We start from the raw sequence: 21,587 nt of genomic DNA, 5'->3' as shown, positions 1-21,587 counted from the left end.
ACCCAATCGATTGCATGCACATTGACCAAGACCTGAGCCTCGCGGACCTCCGGGAGCAGATGGACACCTTTTGGAAGTACTCCGGACGCAAGATCCGCTCCATCCAGGACCACTACGACGAATCACAGGGCACCCCGGTATTCACCGCCGCCGGAAAGTATACGACCCGGGGCTGGACCGAGTGGACCCAGGGGTTCCAATACGGTTCCGCCATCCTGCAGTACGAGGCCACCAACGACGAACACTTCCTGGAATACGGGCGGCGGGGCACCGTGGACCGGATGGCGAGCCACGTGGGCCACTTCGGTGTACATGACCACGGCTTCAACAACGTGAGTACCTATGGTAACCTGCTGCGGTTGCTGAAGGACGGGCGGTTGCCCCAGAACCAGTGGGAACGGGATTTTTACGAGATCGCCCTTAAACTCAGCGGGGCGGTTCAGGCCCGCCGGTGGACGCCAATCCACGACGGGGGCGGCTATTTGTACTCCTTTAACGGGCCCCATTCCCTCTTCGTGGATACCATCCGCACTGTGCGGGCCCTGGTGGTCAGCCACGAACTTGGACATTCCCTGCTGGGGGACAACGACGTGAGCGTAAGCCTGCTCGACCGCGCCATTCAACACGGTATGGCTACGGCCCGCTACGCCATCTACTACGGGGAGGGGCGCGACAGCTACGATACCTGGGGCCGCACCGCCCACGAAAGCGTCTTCAATACCAACGACGGACGCTACCGCTGTCCAAACGCCCAGCAAGGTTTCTCGGGCTTCACCACCTGGACGCGCGGGCTGGCCTGGGCCATGCTCGGGTTCGCCGAACAACTGGAATACCTGGCGCAGGTGGATGCCCAGCAACTGGAAGCCCACGGTGGCTTTGCGGAAGTTGAAGCCATCTTCCTCCAGGCCGCCCGCGCCACCTGCGATTTCTATCTGGAGCATACCGCCAGCGACGGCATCCCTTACTGGGACACCGGAGCTCCCCAATTGCACCGTCTGGGCGACTACACCACCCGACCGGCGGACCCCTACAACGATTTCGAACCCGTCGACAGTTCTGCCGCGGCCATCGGCTGCCAGGGGTTGATGCGCCTGGGCCGTTACCTGGAATCCCGCGACCCCGACTCCTCCCGCCGCTACTTCCAGGGAGGGTTGACCGTGCTTTCCACCTTGCTCGGCGAGCCCTACCTGAGCACCGACGACGGCCACCAGGGCCTGCTGCTTCACTCCATTTATCACCGTCCGAACGGTTGGGATTACGTCCCGGAAGGGAGCAAGATCCCTTACGGGGAATCGAGCATGTGGGGGGATTACCACATCCGCGAGGCGGTACTCTACGCCGGCAAGCTGCTGGCCGGCAACGACTATCACTTTTACGACTGCGTTCGCTAAGCCGCTTCCGATATGCCTACGGATCTTTCCCGGCTGTGCATCCACAGCATCACGACCAAACCCTGGCCCCTGGACGTGGCCATCGACAAATTCTCCGCCGCGGGAATCGGTGGCATCAGCGTCTGGCAGGACGCCGCCGAGGCTATTGGCTTCCAGCGCGCCCGACAACTGCTTGAGGCTTCCCCCCTGGAAGTGGTCAGCTACGTCCGGGGGGGATTCTTTCCCCACCACAGCCGCGAAGCCCGGCAGCGGGCCCTGGACGACAACCGCCGGTTGCTGGACGAGGCCGCTTCCCTGGGCGCACCCCTCCTCGTACTGGTCTGTGGCGCCGAGCCCCGGCAGTCCCTGACCGAAAGCCGCCACCAGATCCAGGCCGGCATTGAATCACTCATCGACCACGCCGCCGGTTGCGGGGTGAAGATGGCCATTGAGCCCTTACACCCGATGTACGCCGATACCCGCTCGGCCATCAATACCCTGGGGCAGGCCAACCGCGTGGCCGAAGCCATCGGTCACGAACAGGTCGGCATCGCCGTGGACGTCTACCACCTCTGGTGGGACGACCAGCTGGAGGAGGAAATCCGCCGCTGCGGCGCGAACGACAACCTGTATGCCTTCCACATCTGCGACTGGAAAGTGCCTACCTCGGACATGCTCCTCGATCGCGGGCTGATGGGCGAGGGGTGCATTGACGTGCCCCGGATTCGCGGCTGGGTGGAGGACACCGGCTTCACCGGCCTCCACGAAGTGGAAATATTCTCCAACGCGTACTGGGCTTCGGACCAGGATGAATTCCTCCAACGCATTCTGGCGGCCTATCGCCAGCACAGTTAATCGACACATTACCCAAAATCTACCCTTGTGAACCAATCTTCACCCGTAATCTCCGCCCCGGCGCAACCGGACAACCGCCGCACCGTCGGCATCATCATGAACGGCGTCACCGGCCGCATGGGCACCAACCAGCACCTGCTCCGCTCCATCGTCGCCATCCGGGAGCAGGGGGGCGTCCCCCTGGCCGACGGCGGCTACATCTATCCGGAACCCATCCTGGTAGGACGCAACCCCGAGAAGCTGCGCGCCCTGTGCGAGCGCACGGGCATCGAGCGGATGACCACCTCCCTGGATGAGGTGCTGCAGGATGACTTCTACGAAATTTACTTCGACGCCCAGATTACCGGGCGCCGCTACGCCGCCGTGAAGCGGGCCATTGCCGCCGGGAAGCACGTCTACTGCGAGAAGCCCACGGGCACGACCACCGAGGAAGCCCTCGAGCTATACCGTCTGGCCCGGGAGGCGGGCGTGAAGCACGGAGTAGTGCAGGACAAACTGTGGCTGCCCGGCATGCGCAAGCTGAAGCGGCTCATGGAATCCGGCTTTTTCGGGGAGATCCTGAGCGTCCGGGGAGACTTCGGTTACTGGGTATTCGAAGGAACCTCCATCCCCGCCCAGCGCCCGAGCTGGAATTACCGCAAGGAGGACGACGGCGGCATCATGGTAGATATGCTCTGCCACTGGCGTTACGTGCTGGATAACCTCTTCGGCAAGGTAGAAAGCGTCTTCTGCCTGGGCGCGACCCACATCCCCGAGCGCATCGACGAAATGGGGAAACCCTACGCGGCGACCGCCGACGATGCCGCCTACGCCATCTTCGAACTCGAGGGTGGGGTGGTGGCCCAGTTCAACTCCAGCTGGGTCACCCGCGTGCGCCGCGACGACCTGCTGACCATCCAGGTTGATGGTTCCCGGGGCTCCGCGGTGGCCGGACTGCGCGAATGCCACATCCAGCATTACGGCAATACCCCCAAGCCGGTCTGGAACCCCGACGTGCCCCAACCCATCGACTTCTACGACGACTGGTCCCAGGTGCCGGCCCAGGAAGAGTACCAGAACGCCTTCAAGGTGCAGTGGGAACTGTTCCTGCGCCACGTGGTGGAAGACCTGCCCTTCCCCAATGACCTGCTGGAGGGGGCCAAGGGGGTGCAGCTGGCCGAACTGGGACTGAAAAGCTGGGAAGAGCGGTGCATGCTCAAGGTGGAAAAGCTGTCGGTATGAGCGTTGAGACAACGGTAAAAACCGCCTTCGTCACCGGTGGCAGCCGGGGCATTGGCCTTGGCATCGCCCGCCAACTCGCCACCGAGGGCTACGCCGTCGCCATCAACGGGGTACGGCCTGAGTCGGAAGTGGGGGAGGTGCTCGCCGAACTCCGCGCCCTGACGCCGCAGGAAGTTTGCTACCTGCCGGGCAACATCGGTGACGCCGGCCACCGGCAGCGCATCGTGGACGAACTTTACCGCAGGTTTGGCCACCTCAACGTCCTCGTCAACAACGCCGGCGTGGCCCCACGCCAGCGCAGCGACCTGCTGGAGATGACGGAGGAGAGCTACGACCGGGTGATGGACATCAACCTGAAAGGGCCGTTCTTTCTCAGCCAGGCCATTGCGGCCCGCATGGTGGACCGGCGGCAGGATGACCCGGATTATGCGGCCTGCATCATCAACGTTGGCTCGGTATCGGCTACCCTGGTCAGTGAACAGCGCGGCGAATACTGCATCTCAAAGTCCGGCATGGGAATGATGACCCAGTTGTTTGCCACCCGCCTGGCGCGGGAGGGCATCGTGGTCTACGAGCTACGCCCGGGCATAATCCAGACCGATATGACGAGTGCCGTAAGCGAAAAGTATGACCGCCTGATTGCCGGCGGGCTCACCCTACAGCCCCGGTGGGGAACCGCCGAGGATGTGGGCCGGGCCGTCGCGGCGCTGGTGCGGGGCGACTTTCCCTATTCCCCGGGACAGGTGATCATGATCGACGGGGGGCTCACCGTCCCCAGACTTTAACCCTCACAAAAATTTCATCTCATGCATTCCCGAAAACGCAGACTGTACTGGCGCCTGTGCTGTAGCCTGGCCACCATCCTGATGATTCTGGCCTTCACACCGGTCTTCTTGCCGACCGCCACCCTCGGTCCGTCGCTTTTCGGTCTTCCCTACACCCTTTGGGCGGGCATTCTGCTCTGCCTGGTGATGGTCATCCTGACCTACCTGGCCACCCTGGTCCACCCCGGACGGGAAGGAGAATGGAAGGACAATCACCCCCAAGTCGATTAACCCATGCTGCAGGCCCTGATCATTGTAGGAACCATATACGTCATCCTTCTGGTAGGCGTGTCATTGTGGCAGCGCCGCGGGCCGACGGACAGCAAATCCTACCTGCTGGCGGGCGGAAGTCTCGGGAGTATCCTGGGATTGTTCACCTTCGCCGCCACCCTCTTCAGCACCTTCACCCTGCTGGGTATGCCGGACTTCTTCCGGGTGCACGGGGTAGGGGCGTGGACCTTTCTGGCCGTCAGTGACATGGCCCTCATTTTCGGGGTGATCTGGATCGGTTACCACTTCCGCAGGGTAGCCCTGCGGGAGGGATACTGGGGCATGGCCGGGTTCCTGAACCGCCGCTACGGGAACCGTCTGGCGGGGGGCGTGGCCTTTTTCGGTGTCTTCGTTTTTCTGATCCCCTACGTGGCGATACAGATTAAAGGTGTATCGGACTTTGTTGCCCAGGCGTTTCCCGACCTCATGCCGATCTGGGGGTGGTCGGTGATGCTGGTGGCCATCATGCTGCTGTACAGTGAGTTGGGCGGACTTAAGGCGATCGTGTACAATGACGCCATGCAGGGTTTGGTCCTCCTCGTCGTCATCTGGATTGTGGGACTGAGCTGCCTGAGTGAGGTAGGCGGGCTGGAGGCCGGTTACGCCCAGCTGCAAGAACAGGATTCGGCCCTGCTGACGGTGCCGGGGCCCCGGGGGCTGTTCACCCCCCAGTTCCTGATCGGGTCGGCGGTGGCCATCCTGATGATTCCGTTCACCCAGCCGCAGGTGAGCATTCGCCTGGCCATCATGAAGGACGACCGGTCGATGTACCGCATGGCGGTTGGGGTAGGCACCTTTGCCATACTGGTAATCTTGCCTACGGCCTTCATCGGCCTGTACGGGTCGTTGCGCTACCCCGAACTGAGTGCCTTTGAATTTCTCGGGCAGGCCCTGATCCGCGACCAGCCGGCTACGCTGGCCGCCTTCGTGATTATCGGCTTGCTGGCGGCGGCGATTTCCACGGCCGACTCCCAGATATTTGCCCTGGGCACCGAATTGCGGTCCATCCTGACGATTGAGGACGACGAGCGATTGCTGCGGATCACCAAGATCGGCATCGGCGCCTTCGCCCTGTTGGCCCTGGGTTTCAGCATCGTGAGCAGCGACCAGCTGGCGTTGCTGGCCCGCACCAGCTTCGCCGGAACTTCCTTGCTGGCGCCCCTCATCTTCACGGCCATTTTCGCGTCACCGGGAACCGGCGGCCGCGCCCTGCCCCTGATCACCCTGGCGGGTATCCTGCTGTTCATCGCTTCCTTGCTGGGGTGGGTGCCGGAAACCGTTGGCCCATTGCGGCTGGACCTCCTGTTGCTCCTTTCCCTCGGAATTGCCGCAATCATCATCGTGCTGCTGGGCCGAACGGGTGGGGAGCGGGAACCCGCACACAGCTGATTAAAAGAACCGTCGAACGTCCACCTCAGCGGGCAGGGGGGCACCGTGGTCAAGGTGATCGGCGAGCCAGGCGCTGACCAGGGGAGCAAGGGAGGCACCCTTGGTGCCCAGTCCGTTGAAGAGGTAGAAGGAAGGAATGGCAGGGTGAGCCCCGATCATGGGCCGCCGGTCGCGAACCGTGGGGCGCACCGCCGCGCGGTGATCTACGACCTCGAAGGGAACGGTCATTACTTCCCGCAGCCGGTCCTCGAGGTAGGTCCGGTTCGCGGGGGTCGGCCGGTCATCGGGAAAGGAGTTGCTGCTGGTAGCGCCTACCCAGTAAGTGCCGTCGCCGAGGGGTACCAGGAACACCCGGTGCTTGAACAGTCGGTCCAGGGGAGGGGAGTCCAGTCTTACGATGAGTACCTCACCCTTCGTGCCGCCGTGGGGCAGTTGGCCGAACCATGGGTTGAACCGGGCGCGCCAGCCCTCGCAAAAAATGACCCGGTCGAAACTACGGGCTACGGATCCTCCGGGCAGGGTTACCCGCGGGGGGGTATCCGGTTCCGGGCTAATGGCGGAATAGTCCAGGGGGGCGGCGATCAGTTGTCTGGTCGCCAGTCGTTGGCGGCGGAAGGCACCTACCATTCCAGCCAGGTTGACCCTCGCGCTGTGTCCGACCCCGGCGTAGGCGTAGGCCGGTCGGGTAATTTGGGGGATACTACCAAGGTCGGGCTGATCGATCAGGTAATCGGCGTACGCCGGATCCCCCCCGCGGGCGAGCCAGTCGTTCTCGTCGCCACGGTTGAAGAGGGTACGGACCAGGGGAATCTCCTGCCAGATCGGTGTATCCAGTTGCCGTTCGAGATCGCGATACAGTTGGCGGGCGGCGGGCAGCAACTCATCGATGCGCCAGCTTTTCACGAAGCGGCGGCCGGTGATCGGATTGACGATGCCGGCGGCCACGCTGCTGGCGGCCGTTTGCTCCGGGGCGTCGACGTAGGTGACCCGGTGGCCGGATTGCTCGAGGCGGTAACCGATGAGGGTGCCGGCCAGTCCCTGACCGACGATGAGGTAGTCGATGGCGATGTGATTGTATAAACGAAGCAGCCCCCGCCGGAAGAACCGGCGGGGGCTGCGTAAAGGTATTCCAACGGGTGGACTAGAAGATCAGCTTGATCGTAAAGTCGGCCGTGGTGGTGCTGTTTCCGGTTACGGCAATGCCCGCGAGGTCGAGGTTGGTCAGGGTGGAGAGCTCGAAGGTGCCCCGCATTTCTACCTCGCCGTCGTTGTCGGTGTCCTTGTAGGAAGCGGCTACCAGCTCGTACTGTCCTTCTTCGAGGAAGGCCAGGGTGTACTCCATGTTGCCGTTGACGGTGGTGCTGCTTACGGCGTTGAGGAAGAGCTCATCGTCGCTGCTGCCCTGGGCCTCGCTGTCGGAGTAGGTGCCTTTGGCGTAAGCGTAGACGACGATCTCACCGTTCTGGTTGCTCTCGTCGTTGATGGTACCGGTGATGGTACCGCTGCGGTCCTTGGTCACGAAGCGCAGGGAGTTTTCCAGGCGGCTTTCGGCGGCGAAGCGGTAGGGCTTGGCCTCGTTGTCGGTACGGACCAGGGCCTTGCGCAGGTCGAAGTCGACCACGGCGGCGACCGAACCGCTCTCACTCAGGGTGAAGTCGGAGTTCTGTACGGTAAGTACGCCATCGTTGGCTACTTCCAGGGCAATCTTCTCGTTGTCCTGGTTGAGGACGTAGCAGCCGGGGCCACCGTTCACGGCGTTGGCGCCGTCTTCCAGTACGATTTCCAGTTTGGAGTAGGAGTCAGCGGCGAGTTGTCCGTCGTAAAGGGTCTCGGTATTGCCGTTGGTCAGGGCAGAGATTTCCACGGTGGTGCTGTTGAAGCCCTCCACGGATTGTCCGTCGACGCGAATGTCGGAAACGGTTACGAAGACCGCTTTCACCTGGGCGTCATCGATGGGGGCATCGGTCATCTCTACGGAGAAGTCACCGTTGCCTTCGCCGGCGGGGGTAGCGGGGTCGTCTTCGGAGCAGCTGAAAGCAAAGAACATGAGGGTTAAAGCCACCAGCAAGCGGGTGGAAACAAGAGAGAATTTCATAAGGTAATGTTTTAGTCGAACGCTCCCACGCAAGGGTGAGGAACGCCGAAATGAAACGGGGTAATGGGTTAGGTCGATCTGCTATATAGGAACAGTAATTGCGTGTTGAGGGGGGCAAAGCTTCGCCAAACGGAAGGCTTTGACTGGGTTTCGGAGGGGCGACGGGTGCAACGGGCCGGCCGAAACGGGTTGGTTTGTTTCCCTACTAACGGGCCGCCCGGGCCGGTAGTATGTGAAGCTGAAATTTATGACGGCAACCGGGAAGGTCGCTTTACCCTACCTTCGCCGGCCACAATCTCCCCCTGCCATGCATACCATTACCCTTCACAAAGGGCGCGAAGGCGCCCTCCAACGTTATAGCCCCTGGGTGTTCTCCGGTGCCATCGCCCGCCAGGATGAAGGATTGGAGGAAGGCGATCTCGTTCGGGTGGCCGACCACGGTGGGGCCGTACTGGGATATGGTCACTACCAAGCCGGTAGCATTCGCGTCCGCATGCTGCAGTTCGGGGCGGAGGATTACGCCGAGGACCTAATCGACCGCAAGCTGGCCGCAGCTCTGGCCCTGAGGACCCAACTTGGTTTGGCGGGCGATAGCCTAACCAACGCCTACCGCCTGATCCACGCCGCCGGCGACGGACTGCCGGGCCTGATCGTGGACCGCTACGGGTCGGTGGCCGTGGTACAGTGCCACAGCATCGGCATGCACCGGCAGCGCGACCGGATCGCCGAGGCGCTGCTGACCGTGGAGGGCATCGATTCGGTCTACGATAAAAGTTCCGCCGTCCTGCCCGAACGCTACGGACGTGAAACAAAGGACGGAACCCTCGCCGGTGCATCCATCGACCGCCTGATCGCGCTGGAGAACGGGCGCCGCTTTGAGGTGGACATCGCCGAAGGACAAAAGACAGGGTTCTTCCTGGACCAGCGCGATAACCGGTGGTTGTTGGGCAGCTACGCCCGCGACCAACGGGTACTGAACACCTTCGCCTACACCGGCGGGTTTTCCGTTTACGCCCTGCTGGGCGGCGCGGCGCGGGTGGACAGTGTGGACCTGAGTGCCCGCGCCAATGAGCTGACCACGGCCAACGTGGCCCACAACGGCGAGTTCAGTGATCGCCACGCCGTACATACGGCCGACGTGCTGGAGTACCTGAAAACGGTTCCGGCCGGATCCTACGATATCGTGGTCGTCGATCCGCCCGCCTACGCCAAGAACAAACACCGGCGCCACAAGGCCGTGCAGGCCTACAAGCGCCTCAATGCCCGGGCCATGGCCGCCCTGCGCCCCGGAGGCCTGCTGTTCACCTTTAGCTGCAGCCGGGTGGTGGACCGCCAGCTGTTCCAGGATACCATCGTGGCCGCCGGACTGGAATCCGGTCGTACCGCAAGGGTTCTCCACCGGCTCGCCCAAGGGGCCGACCATCCCGTCAGCCTCTTTCACCCCGAAGGGGACTACCTGAAAGGGCTGGTGGTGCAGGTCGACTAGTCCGCTGACCATAGGATAATTATGGTGGGCTTTTGGAGGTAAAATGCCGGAAAAACAGCATTTTCAATTGGAACGAACACCCATTTTGACCAGCCGTTAAGCTATCAATACGACTGGATCAAGTATACCCCAATTGGCTGCAAGCATCGGTAAAAAAATAGGACGTTTCATATTCTGGCTGGTAGCATCGGTGCTCGGACTGCTGGTGCTGGTTTTTCTCCTTATTCAGCTGCCGTTTGTGCAAAGCCGCATTACGCAGGAGGTGGAAAAAATCGCCCGGTCGACCCTGGGCTCGGATGTGGGTATCGGCGACCTCTCGCTGGAATTTCCCAACCGACTGGAAGTCGAACGGGTCTACGTCAACAACCCCGAAGGGGATACTATCGCCCGGCTGGGCTACCTGGGTGTCGGGCTGGACATGTGGGCCCTGATCCGCTCCACCGTCGACATCAATGAAATCCGGATCGACGACGTCTACGCCAACATCGTTACGACCGATTCCACCTCTAACATTCAGTTCCTGCTCGATGCTTTCCTGCCCCAGGTGGATACCCTGGCCCTGGAGAACAGTCCGCAGGCCGACTCCGTCGCCGCTACCTCCGGCGGCTGGCTGATCGACCTGAACGGTGCCGACCTCAGCCTGACCAACGCCGACATCTATTACCAGGACGACCCCATGGGTATCCTGGCGGACGTGACCGCCCGGAGGCTGGAAGGGGAGATCGCCGAAGCGGACCTTAATACCATGGAGTTCGCCCTGGATTACCTGGAACTGGAAGGAGCCGACGCCGCCATTACCATGGGGGAGAGCACCACCCCCGTAGATACCACCGCTACCGAAACGGCACCCATGGCCCTGCAGGCCGGTAGAATTACGGTTTCGGAAAGTGCCTTCCGGTTCGGGATGGATAGTCTGGACCTGGCCACGGATTTACCCTACGTTAACCTGGAGGGTGCGGACCTGATGGTCGGGGACTCCATCGCATTCCGCGGGGAGTTATTCCAAATCCGCGATTTCTCCCTCACTATGGATACACCGTTACCGGAATTGGAGGGGCCGGGGATCGACTACAATCACCTGGCCCTGACCGAGGTGGAAGCGGAGGCCACCGACATCAGCTATATCGTGGATTCATTGCACCTGCGCTTGCGCCAACTGCAGGGCAGGGAAAAGAGCGGTCTGGAACTGCAGCGTACCGAAGGGACGATCGTGTATTCTCCGACCTTCCTGGGGCTGACCGACTTCCTGTTGCGCACGGCACACAGTGAGCTGCGCAGCGAGGACACCGCCATCGATTACGATTTTGCCGCTGCTGACCTCGAAGAACTGGTCGCCCGCTCCCGGGTCGAAGGACACCTGGGGCTGCGCGATATCGCCCTGCTGGCCCCGGAATTGGCGAGTGAATCGGTGATTCGAGGAAACCTTGGGCAAGACTTGACCTTCAGCCTGCAAGCCACTGGTACCGTAGCCAGTATGAACATTGGCCAGATCCAGTTGGATGGTCCCGGCATCAGGGTGCGCGCCAGCGGGCGGGCTACGAACATCCTGGACCCCCAACGTGCCGGCGGAGAACTGCTGCTGCGGGAATTCAGCCTGGTGCCGGGTCCACTGCTGCCGCTGTTGCCTCAGGGAACTTTGCCCCCGGGCATCGACTGGCCCCAGCGCATCGTGGCTGAAGGCCGGGCCAGCTACGCAAATGAGCGATTGGAACTGGACCTCTATGCCTTGGAAAACCGCGTATTCGGCAGCGGGCTGAACAGCCGCGTACGTACCAGTGGCGTGATCAACGGGGTAACCACCTACCCGCGTACCCGGCTCAACGTGCGCCTCGACACCCTGCTGGCTACCCGGGCCACCATCCTGGCCTACGTACCCCCGGGCACGATACCGGCGGACTACACCTTGCCCAACTACGTACGGGGCAGCGGGTCAGTGTCCGGCCCCCTGGAAAACCTTGACGTCAACCTGCGCCTGAACCTGCCCGGCGACAGCACCTATGCCCGCATCAACGGCAACATCCGCAACGCCACCGACCCTGACAACCTGGCCCTTAACCTGGAAGTAAGCGACCTCGGCATCAATATCGCAGACGTTCGGACCATACTTCCGGACAGCCTCCTGCCGGCCAACCTCAACCTGCCTAGCCTGCGTGTCCGCAACGCCAGCATCTCCGGTTCGCTCACGGACCTGACCTTCGACGTGCCACTGGAAACCTCGAACGGCGACTGGAACCTGCGGGGACGCTACAACCCCGAAAACCTGAACGTCCAGGCCAATCTGACCAACGTCAACATTCCGGACCTCTTCACCGGCCCGCTGAGGGATACCCTGCTTACGCTTGGGCTGGGGCCTCTGGACGTGCAGGCCGAAGTAGTCGGACAACTGGAGCCCTCCATGAACCTGGCCATCGACGCCTATGTAGCCCAGAACGGTGGAGACTCCTTGCTGGACCTGACCGCCCTGGTGACCGACAGCCGCTACTCGGCAGAGTTTGACCTCCTTCACCCCGACTTTATGGCGGGCGGCAGTGCGCGTTACATCATCAATGCCGACAGCACCGTGTTCGCGGAGGCCATCGTGGACGTGGAAAGGATTGAATTGCAGAAGTGGGACCTGACCGAGGTCCCCCTGGAAGTGTCCGGCCAACTGGTGGCCCGTACGGAAGGCATTGATCCCTATGACCTGGACGCCTTTGTCCGGCTGGATGACTTTGTCCTGCGGGGAGAAGACGGCAGCAGCTTCGTAGACAGCTTCCTGCTGACCGCGGCCATGCACGACTGGGACAACCAGATTTACGTCCGTTCCGACGTAATGGATGCGGAGGTGCTCGGCTACTTCGATCCGCTGAAGACCCCTGAGAAGATGGTGCAGTTTATCCTCGCTTACTGGGACGAAAGCCTGCGGCAACCCGATCCGGTGGAGGATGGCAACCGGGTGGACGTAGCCTTCCAACTGAAGCGTCCGCAGGTACTTACTAGCGGACTGGTGCCGGGGCTTACCCAGCTTTCTCCCGTCAAGCTTTCTCTGTTGTACCGGGACGCATCTCCCGAACTCCTGTTTAACCTCGACGTGGCGGAAATCGAGTACGCCGGTCTGGAGGCCCGCAGCCTCCACATGAAGGCCATCGGCGATACCGCTTCCATGAACTTCAACGCCGACTGGGCCGACATCAACGTGAACGGCAACCTGGAACTGGGCCGCACCGTAATCAGCGGGGAAACCGTCGACAACCGCCTGCTCGTCGAGCTGAAACTCTATACGGCGGAAGACAGCCTGCGGCACTACCTGGGCACCTATATCGATCAGTCCGGCGATACCCTCATGGTAAGCCTGGAGGAGGAACAGATCCTCAACTTCGAGACGTGGACGGTACCGTCTGATAACGAGATCGTACTCTACGATACGGTGCTGCTGGTCAACAACCTGGCCCTGCGCCACGGGAGGCAGTCCCTGAGGGCGCAAACGCAGGAGCCAAATGACGTCGTAATTACCTTCAACGACTTTAACCTGCGTACGCCGAGCCGGCTGATCTTCTCCGAAGAGGAGACCGCCGCCGGAACCCTGAACGGTACCGTGGGCCTGGACAACGCCCTGACGAATCTGGGTATACGTACCGACCTGACCATCGACAGCCTGGCCTGGACCGGCACGTTGCTGGGCGACGTGACCGCCGAAGTGACTTCCACGAACGAACAGGTCTATAACCTGGACATTGGCCTGACCGATGCAGGCAACGACCTCGAAGTAACGGGTACCTACGAACTGAACGGGCCGATGAACCTCCTGATGGACGTGAATGCCCTGCAACTGAAGAGCGCCGAGCCCTTCAGCCTGGGCTATCTCCAGGATACGGAAGGCTACCTGGAAGGACAGTTGGCGCTCACCGGCACCCTGGAGAACCCCGTCATGGACGGCCGCTTCTCCTTTGAGGAGGCGAGTTTGATCATCAGCCTCCTCGGGGAGCGCTTCCGCCTCGGGGATAACCCCATCATCTTTGAAGACCAGCGCATCACCTTCTCCAACGGGCTGAACATCTACGACAGCAACGGGAACGATGCGGAGCTCAACGGTAACATTACCGTCAATGGCTTCGACGACATCCGCCTGAATATGCTGGTCACCGCAGAGGACTTTACGGCCATCAATTCCACCAAGGATGATAATCCGGACTACTACGGCTTCATGTCGGTGGACGCCCGGGTAAAGATCGGGGGAACGGCCACCCTGCCCGTCATTGAAGTCGACGCCACTACCAATGAAGGTTCGGACATCACCTACGTCTACACCGTGGCCAGCCAGGGACTGGTCGACGTGGAAGGGATCGTAGAATTCGAGGAGGAATACCAGTGGTCGGACATCCTGCGCCGCGATACCCTCGTGCTGAACGACAGCATCGCGGTAGCCCGCACCGGCCTGGATATGACCCTCAACCTGGACGTCCAGCCCAACCTCCGCGTGACGGTGGTGGTCGACCCCGTCACCGGACAGACCTTTACCGGGCGGGCAGACGGTAACCTGACGCTGAAGATCTTCCCCGACGGCAGCCAGGAGGCCACCGGGCGGGTAGAACTCGTGCAGGGAACCTACGACTTCGTCTACCAGGTCATCAACAAGAAGTTCACCATCGTACCGGGAAGCAACGTCGTATTCAACGGGCCAATCGAGAACCCCATTCTCGACCTGACCATCCGCCATGAGGTACAGACCACCCCCCAGCCCCTGGTGGAAGCGATGAGCGGTACGACTTCGGACGTGGCCTCCTTGCGGCGCAAGCAGACCTTCTACGTGGTCATCGGGCTGACGGGGGATATGCAGTCCAGCAACCTGACCACCGACGTGGTCTACCCCGAAGATGCCTACGGCAACCTGGGGCTGAGCTCGGTGGAAGATGCTCTGTCGACCCTGCGGCAGGACGACAGCCGGCTCACCACTACTGCCTTCCAGCTGCTCGCCTTCGGCGGCTTCAACATCCCCCTGATCGACCAGGGTGGGGGAGACGGCACCAGCCTGGCCAATACTACCCTGAACAGCGCCCTGGGGGGCTACCTGAATAACCTGGCGGATCAGTATGTAGGCTTCGTCGACCTCGATTTCGGGCTCGACAGCTACCAGGATACCGATGGCACCACCAACACCAACCTGCGGGTGAGCCTGCGCAAAACCCTCTTCGACGACCGGGTGGTGATCAGCGTGGACGGTGTGGCGGGCAATGACGCCGACGAACTGGCCGGCACCTCCCAGACCTATCTCGACAACATCACCGCGGAATACCTGATCGACGCCGACGGCACCTTCCGGCTGAAGTTCTTCAACGATCGCGACCGTGACGTACTCATCGGCGGCAACGTACTGCGCTACGGTGGCCGGCTCACCTTCAGCAAGGAGTTCGACCGCTGGTTCTGGAAACCGGAAAAAAACAACCAATAAGATGGGCCGACTTGTCCTCCTACTGATCGTCATTACGGCAACGGGTTGCAACGTGACCCGCTTCCTGCCCCCCGGAGAATATCTCTACCGCGGCGCTTCCGTGGAAGTGGTGGCCCCCGACACCGTCGACGTGACCCAACTGGAAACCGAACTGGTCGCCACCCTGAACCAGAACACGAACCAGAAAATTCCCCTGATCGGTTATCGTAACATCTGGCGGTACTACAAATTCGAGGAGAAGAAGCGGAAAAAGCCTGAGAAGTACGCCGATGATCCCGATGAGATCAAGGGGGAAGAACCCATTTTCTACGACGAAAATGTCGCGGAAGAACTCACCAACCTGCTGCAGAACCGCGCGGCCAATAACGGCTACTTTGAGCACGACGCCAGTTTCACCGTCGATACGATTGCCGACAAGCGGGAGGTCGTGGTTGACTATCGCGTAACCGTGGGAGCCCCCTATACCCTGGATACGGTACAGCGTTATTGGAGCGATACCAGCGTAGCCCGGGTGCTCGACGGGATGGAGGAGGGTAGCCTGTTGACGCCAGGCGACCGCTACGACCTGGATGTGATCAAGGCGGAAAGGCAGCGGTGGCAGGAAGCGCTGAAGAAAGAGGGCTACTTCTACGCCAATGCCAATGACTTCCTTTTCCTGGCGGATACCGTACAGGGCGACCGCCAGGTGAAGATGCTGGCCAAGCTCAAAAGCGACGTGCCGGCGGAACACCTGAAGCCGCAGCGGATCGTCGACGTCAATGTTTACCCGAACATCGGCTTATCCGATTCCACCCGGCGCGACCGGCTGCCGGTGTACCAGGAAGGTGGCCTCACGATCCGCTGTGCCGACTGTCCGCTGCGGCCGAAAATCCTGGATGAGGGCTTTGCGGTGGAAGAAGGATTGCTGTACGACCCCGAGCGCCACCGCAAGACGCTGCGCCGCCTGGCCAGTTACAATACCTTCCGCTACATCAGCCTCGATTACGAGGAGGTGCCCGGCTCGGATTCTACCCTGATCCTGAACGCCTACATGGAACCCCTGCCCCGGCGGCGGATCGAGGGGGAATTCGGACTCACCTACAACAGTGCCCGCTACATCGGACCAAACGTGCGCCTGGCCTATACCAACCGCAACCTGCTCCGGGGCGCCGAGTTGCTCAAGATCGAGGGCGACTTCAGCTACGTCGTCTTCCTCGGCAATACCGAGGACATCCGCGTTCCCCGCTCCGGGATTTACGGACTGTCGGCCACGCTGAACGTGCCCCGGCTGTGGCTGCCCAAACGCCGCAAACTGCTGCCCCGCGTTATGACCAGCGGCACCATCATCTCCCTCGGCGCCAAGATGGAACGACTCCAGCTGATGCTCGGTAGATTCTCCCAGGAGATCGCGGATTTCAACCTTTTTGACCTCCAGCAACTGGTGGAGGCCGACCCCGAAGCCTCGGAGAGCGTTAGCCTCCTGCAGATTCGCGCCCAGTACGGCTATACCTGGCAGCGCCGCATCAAGAAGACCCATGTGCTATACCCCCTGTCGGTCCGTCTCCAGGACCCCGTGGTGAGCAATGAGGGAGTGCTTCGCCTGGCCAACAACCTGGGCCTCAACAGCACCGACAACAGCGGGGCTACCTCGGCCAGCCGCTTTGACCGGATGATCGTGTTCTCACCGAACTACACCTTCACCTACGATACCCGCCTTGACGGCGAGGACCGCCACAACTTCTTCTGGCGGCAGTACCTGTCCATGAACCTGAACAACATCTTCCCCCTGGGCGAAGACCTGCTGCGGGGAGACCCCATCCAGAGCCTCTATCCTCAGGTGGAGTCGGACCTGCGCTACTATCACTACCTCACGCCGAATTCACAACTGGCCATGCGGTTGCACGGGGGCGTGGCGTACCCGATCTCCGACCGGGCCATCGTACCCTACTTCGACCTCTACACCATCGGCGGGCCGAACAGCCTGAGGGGTTTCGCGCCCCGCCAGCTGGGGCCGGGCCGCACCGCCCCGAAGAACAACAACCTGCTGACCCTGGGGGGCTACGGCAACCTGCTCCTGGAAACCAGCCTGGAGTACCGCCACCGCGTCACTCCACTGATCGAATTGGCCGCCTTCGTGGATGCGGGAAACATTTGGACTTACAAAACGGAGGCTGAACCCCTGGACACCGATTTCCGTCAGGAAGCTTTCCTGAAGGAGCTGGCCATGAACTACGGCATCGGGTTCCGTTTCGACCTGACCTTCCTCATCTTCCGGCTTGACCTGGCCAAGCCCTTCCAGGTTCCTTACGAGGATACGGTGGCGGAATTCCAAATCCCCCAGGAGTTCGTGGGCGATCCCGTCGACCGCAGTCTGCGGCTGGTAGTGGCCTTCGGCTATCCTTTCTAGGCAGCAGTAGTTTTGGGGTGTGGGGTTGTAGCCAAGTATAGTTTTGCTAACAAGGCTTGCAGCCGAACCAGTGGAGGGATCGCGGTGCTTTAGTAGGAAACTTACCCAATGAGAGCATTGACCTATCACGGGCAGGGTGACGTGCGCGTTGACACCCACCCGGACCCCCGTATCGAGCAGCCCACCGACGCCATCATCCGCGTCACCTCTACCGCCATCTGCGGCTCGGACCTCCACCTCTTTGACGGCTTCATTGCCATGATGAAGGCCGGTGACATCATCGGCCACGAACCGATGGGGATCGTGGAGGAAGTCGGGTCGGCCGTCAAGAACATCAAGAAGGGAGACCGCGTGGTGGTGTCCTTTACCATCTCCTGTGGCCACTGCTGGTTCTGCGAACAGGAACTGTATTCGATGTGCGACAACTCGAATCCCAAGCCGGAGAACGCCATCAAGGCCATGGGCCATTCCCCGGCCGGGGTGTATGGCTATTCCCACCTGCTGGGGGGCATCCCCGGCGGTCAGGCCGAATACCTGAGGGTACCCTACGCCGATTTGGGCACCATCAAGATTGAAAGTGACCTGCCGGACGAAAAGGTGCTGTTCCTCTCCGACATTTTCCCCACCGGCTACATGGCCGCCGAGCACGCCCAGATCGAAAAGGGGGATACGGTAGCCATCTGGGGCTGTGGGCCCGTGGGGCTGTTCACTATGAAGAGCGCGTGGATGATGGGGGCCGGCCGCGTGATCGCCATCGACCAGGTGCCCGAGCGGCTGCAGATGGCCCGCGATCACTGCAAGGTGGAGACCATCGACTTTTCGGAAGTGGACGACGTGGTGGAACTCCTCAATGAAATGACGGGCGGACGGGGCCCCGACCGCTGCATCGATGCCGTAGGCGCGGAGTCCCACGCCAGCAACATGGTCACCGCGGCGGCCGACAGCCTCAAGCAGACGGCCCACCTGCAATCCGACCGCCCCTACGTCCTGCAGCAGGCCATCATGGCCTGTCGCAAGGGCGGTACCCTGTCCATCCCGGGCGTCTACGGATCAATGGCCACCATCCCTATGGGGCCGGCCATGAACAAGGGACTGACGTTCAAGATGGGGCAAACCCACGTACAGCGCTATATGCAACCCCTGCTCAACAAAATTCAGCGCGGAGAAATCGACCCGAGTTTCCTGATCACCCACACCGAGCCCCTGGAAAACGCGCCGGAGATGTACAAGAAATTCCGGGACAAGGAGGACGGCTGCATAAAGGTCATCCTGAAACCCTGACCTAGTTTCCGGAAAGTGAAACAGCCCCCACGGACTCCGTGGGGGCTGTTTTCTTTGGTGGCCATGGCGTGGTTACTTCACGGTGAGGGGCGTCTCCGCCGTTTCCCCGTTGGCTTCCACGACGAGGGTGTAGCTGCCCGGTCGGAGGTAGTACACGCCGTTGTCCGCGGCTTTTACCTGGGCGGGCTTCTGCTCTTCCTTGCGGTCGGCATTTAGCATGTCCTCCAGGTCGGAGGCGCGGTCAGCGTCAAAGCTGAGGTCGTAAGTCAGTCTGTTGAAGCCCCGATCCAGGGTAACGGACTTGCGGGTTAACACCAGGCCATCCTTGGCTTTAATGGTGATCGTGGCACCCGCGTCCGCGCCCGGACTGTACACCTGCAGGTTTACTTCTGGCGTGGTGTCGTCGGTGAACCAGCTGGCGGAGCCGTAGCGGGGAGAGTAGCGCTGGTCTTCCACCGCCGCCAGGGTGAGGGTGGGGGAGGCCTGACCGGCGATCTGCTGCAGCAGGGCCACGCTGCCGCGGTAGAGGCTGCGACCGTGGGTGCCGACGATGAGGTCCTTGGCCTGGGTTTGTACGACGACGTCGTGGACGGCAACCGCCGGGAGGTGGGGAGCGGCGGTGAAGGTCTGTCCGGTGTCCATACTGACGTAAAGGCCGTGGTCGGTGCCGACGTACAGCAGGGCGGGATTCAGGGGGTCTTCCTTGATGACGTTAACGGGTTCCGCGGGCAGGTCGGTGCCGATGCGGGTCCAGTTGTTGCCGTAGTCCGTGCTGCGGTACACGTAGCTGTTGAAGTTGTCGTCACGGTAGCCATTGAGGCCCAGGTAGACCACGGCTTCGTCGGCGTGGGAAGCATCCACCCTGGCGACCCAGAGGCTGTCGGCGAATCCATTCAGCCGTTCCCAGTTCTGGCCGCCGTCCATGCTGCGGTGCACCAGCCCGTCGTCGCTGCCCACGTAGAGAAGGCCGAAGCGTAAGGGCGACTCATCAATGGTGGTCAGCGTTCCGTAGACCACGTCACCGGCCCGCCCGCCGCGGGTGAGGTCGGGACCCAGGGTGGTGAAGTTGTCCCCCCGGTCAAAACTGCGGTGGAAGTGGTTGGAGCCCATGTAGAAGATATCGGGCTGGTGGGGGCTGATCAGAATGGGCGTTTGCCAGTTCCAGCGGTAGGGGCGCTGCCCCAGCTCATGCTTGGGGGTGATGTAGGTGCGGGTACCAGCCTTGGGGTTGATGCGGTAGTAGTTGCCGAACTGGAAGCCAACGTAGGCCGTCTCGTTGTCGCGGGGGTCTACCTCAACCTGCATGCCATCGCCGCCGAAGAGGGCTTCGTAGGGGTACTTGCCGTCCTGGTGCCAGTCGGTGCTCGCCTCGTAGTCGTGAGGTCCGCGCCAGGTGCCGTTGTCCTGAAGGCCACCGTAGACGCGGTAGCCGTCGGGGTGGTTGTCGACGGCCACGGCGTAGTACTGCCCCACGGGCGGTACGTTGGCCTTCAGCCAGGTTTTACCGCCGTTGTAGCTGATGTTGACGCCGCCGTCGTTGCCGTTGATGAGGTGGTCGGGCTGGCTCGGGTTGATCCAGAGCACGTGGTGGTCGGCGTGGACGTTGTCGCCGTTGGCTCCGGCCCAGGTTTTACCCCCGTCGGTGGATTTGATGATTGGTACGCCCATGGCGTAGACGGTTTGGGGATCTTCGGGGTGCACGGCCAGGGCGCCGAAGTAGTAACCGTAACTATAGTAAACGTCGTCGAGGTAGTCTTCGTGGGTCCGTTCCCAGCGTTTGCCGTCCGTGGTGGTTCGGTAGAGCTCGAATCCCTTCACCGGCGTGTCGAAAAGGGTACTGTTGGCGTCTTCCAGGTACTGCACGAGCTGGAGGGGAGACAGGTCCCCCTTTTCAACCTTTTCCCGCACGGCTTTGGCGTCCAGCTCCCGCGGGAAGCCATTGCTGCGCAGGAAATCCTCCAGCAGGTAGGTTTCCAGCCGCAGGAGATCCTCCTTCGGCATGTTGCGCAGTTGGTTCTTGGTCAGAGTGGTAGAATCCGGGGCTTCCGCTTCGCGGAGGAAGTAGTTGTCGAGGCTGGCGTAGATGTGGCGGCGGCCGTTGCGGTCGTAGCTCACGGCCAGCCCGATGCGGCCTACCCCCTGACCGGTGGGGAAGCCGGCACCGTCCGGAGTGATGGACGACCAGGTCTTGCCCCCATCCTTGCTGAAGTGGATGCCGGAGCCCGGACCGCTTTCCACGAAGTCCCAGGCCTTGCGGTCCCGTTGCCAGGATGCGGCGAAGAGGTGATTCGGTTTCCGCGGATCACGTACCAGGTCGACCACGCCGGTGCTGTCGTTCACGAAAAGGGTGTGTTCCCAACTGCGTCCGCCGTTTTGGGTCAGATAGACGCCCCGCTCGGGGTTCGGGCCGTACAGGTGACCGAGGGCGGCTACCCACAGGCGATCGGGGTTTTGCTGGTCTACGATCACGCGACCGATGTGGTGGCTCTCGTCCAGTCCCAGGTGGGTCCAGGTCTTTCCCCCGTCGCGCGAGCGGTAGACGCCATTGCCGGCGTAGGAACTGCGGCTGCTGTTGACTTCCCCCGTGCCCACGTAGAGGGTTCCGGAGGGCCAGTGAACGTCGATGTCGCCGATGGTCATCACGGCCTCCTGCTGGAAGAGGGGCTCAAAGGTGCTGCCGTTGTCGTGGGTCTCCCAGAGGCCGCCGCTGGCGTAGGCTACGTAGAAGTGGGTGGGGTCCTGGGGATCCACCGCCAGGTCAGTCACCCGCCCGCTCATGATCGAGGGGCCGATGTTGGTGAAGGGCAGGCCGCCGAGGGGCGATCCTTCCTGCAGGGTAAGGCGCTGCTCGTAGCCTTCCTGTCGTTCCGCGGCCGGGGTAGGGGTCTGGGCGCGTACGCAGGTGCCAAGGAACAGTAAAAAAAGGCAGAGTAATAGTGGTGGGCGTGGGCGCATTGGGCGGATTTTGTGAATCCCCCAAGG

Annotated in this window: 13 protein-coding genes; 10 read left to right on the top strand and 3 right to left on the bottom strand. The window is 61.7% G+C overall.

What is annotated here, in order from left to right; all coding sequences use genetic code 11:
• Positions 1 to 14 precede the first annotated feature (14 nt).
• From CGL56_RS01555 to CGL56_RS01530, 6 genes are all read left to right on the top strand, one after another.
• Entirely contained in the window at positions 15 to 1,391 is a 1,377-nt protein-coding gene (locus tag CGL56_RS01555; protein WP_099104741.1) for a glycoside hydrolase family 88 protein, read from the top strand.
• Positions 1,392 to 1,403: 12 nt separating this feature from the next.
• Positions 1,404 to 2,225, top strand: a complete 822-nt coding sequence (locus tag CGL56_RS01550; protein WP_099104740.1) for a sugar phosphate isomerase/epimerase family protein — start codon at positions 1,404 to 1,406, stop codon at positions 2,223 to 2,225.
• A 96-nt stretch (positions 2,226 to 2,321) separates the two neighbouring features.
• Entirely contained in the window at positions 2,322 to 3,446 is a 1,125-nt protein-coding gene (locus CGL56_RS01545; protein ID WP_099105493.1) for a Gfo/Idh/MocA family protein, read from the top strand.
• Positions 3,443 to 4,231: a 3-ketoacyl-ACP reductase gene (locus CGL56_RS01540; protein ID WP_099104739.1), complete on the top strand. Its 789-nt coding sequence runs from the start codon at positions 3,443 to 3,445 to the stop codon at positions 4,229 to 4,231. Before CGL56_RS01545 ends, CGL56_RS01540 begins: the two co-directional genes overlap by 4 nt.
• Positions 4,232 to 4,252: 21 nt before the next feature.
• Positions 4,253 to 4,501 (top strand): hypothetical protein, encoded by a 249-nt coding sequence (locus tag CGL56_RS01535; RefSeq protein WP_099104738.1) that lies wholly within the window; start codon positions 4,253 to 4,255, stop codon positions 4,499 to 4,501.
• Positions 4,502 to 4,504: 3 nt separating this feature from the next.
• Complete coding sequence (locus CGL56_RS01530; protein WP_099104737.1) at positions 4,505 to 5,929, top strand: sodium:solute symporter family protein; 1,425 nt, start codon at positions 4,505 to 4,507, stop codon at positions 5,927 to 5,929.
• On the opposite strand, the gene CGL56_RS01525 is transcribed toward CGL56_RS01530, so the two are convergent.
• Positions 5,930 to 6,949 (bottom strand): NAD(P)/FAD-dependent oxidoreductase, encoded by a 1,020-nt coding sequence (locus CGL56_RS01525; protein WP_245851916.1) that lies wholly within the window; start codon positions 6,947 to 6,949, stop codon positions 5,930 to 5,932.
• Between the two features lie 121 nt (positions 6,950 to 7,070).
• Complete coding sequence (locus tag CGL56_RS01520; protein WP_099104735.1) at positions 7,071 to 8,024, bottom strand: DUF4382 domain-containing protein; 954 nt, start codon at positions 8,022 to 8,024, stop codon at positions 7,071 to 7,073.
• A 307-nt stretch (positions 8,025 to 8,331) separates the two neighbouring features.
• On the opposite strand from CGL56_RS01520, the gene CGL56_RS01515 reads away from it, so the two are divergent.
• The 4 genes from CGL56_RS01515 (at position 8,332) to CGL56_RS01500 (ending at position 18,605) form a co-directional block, all read left to right on the top strand.
• Positions 8,332 to 9,510: a class I SAM-dependent rRNA methyltransferase gene (locus CGL56_RS01515; protein ID WP_099104734.1), complete on the top strand. Its 1,179-nt coding sequence runs from the start codon at positions 8,332 to 8,334 to the stop codon at positions 9,508 to 9,510.
• Between the two features lie 238 nt (positions 9,511 to 9,748).
• Positions 9,749 to 14,938, top strand: coding sequence for a translocation/assembly module TamB domain-containing protein (locus CGL56_RS01510; protein WP_143470572.1), 5,190 nt, complete (start codon positions 9,749 to 9,751; stop codon positions 14,936 to 14,938).
• A 1-nt stretch (position 14,939) separates the two neighbouring features.
• A complete protein-coding gene (locus tag CGL56_RS01505; RefSeq protein WP_099104732.1) occupies positions 14,940 to 17,324 on the top strand; it encodes a BamA/TamA family outer membrane protein in 2,385 nt (794 codons plus the stop codon).
• 108 nt (positions 17,325 to 17,432) lie between these two features.
• Positions 17,433 to 18,605 carry a zinc-dependent alcohol dehydrogenase gene (locus tag CGL56_RS01500; RefSeq protein ID WP_099104731.1) on the top strand — a complete coding sequence of 391 codons (1,173 nt, stop codon included), beginning with the start codon at positions 17,433 to 17,435 and terminating at the stop codon, positions 18,603 to 18,605.
• A 72-nt stretch (positions 18,606 to 18,677) separates the two neighbouring features.
• Here the strand turns inward: CGL56_RS01500 and CGL56_RS01495 are convergent, their stop codons facing one another.
• Positions 18,678 to 21,560 (bottom strand): WD40/YVTN/BNR-like repeat-containing protein, encoded by a 2,883-nt coding sequence (locus CGL56_RS01495; RefSeq protein WP_099104730.1) that lies wholly within the window; start codon positions 21,558 to 21,560, stop codon positions 18,678 to 18,680.
• Positions 21,561 to 21,587 lie beyond the last annotated feature (27 nt).

Source organism: Neolewinella marina (assembly GCF_002631205.1).
Taxonomy (GTDB): domain Bacteria; phylum Bacteroidota; class Bacteroidia; order Chitinophagales; family Saprospiraceae; genus Neolewinella; species Neolewinella marina.
The sequence above is the reverse complement of the archived record's forward strand: the minus strand, read 5'-3'. Positions and strand labels throughout refer to the sequence as shown.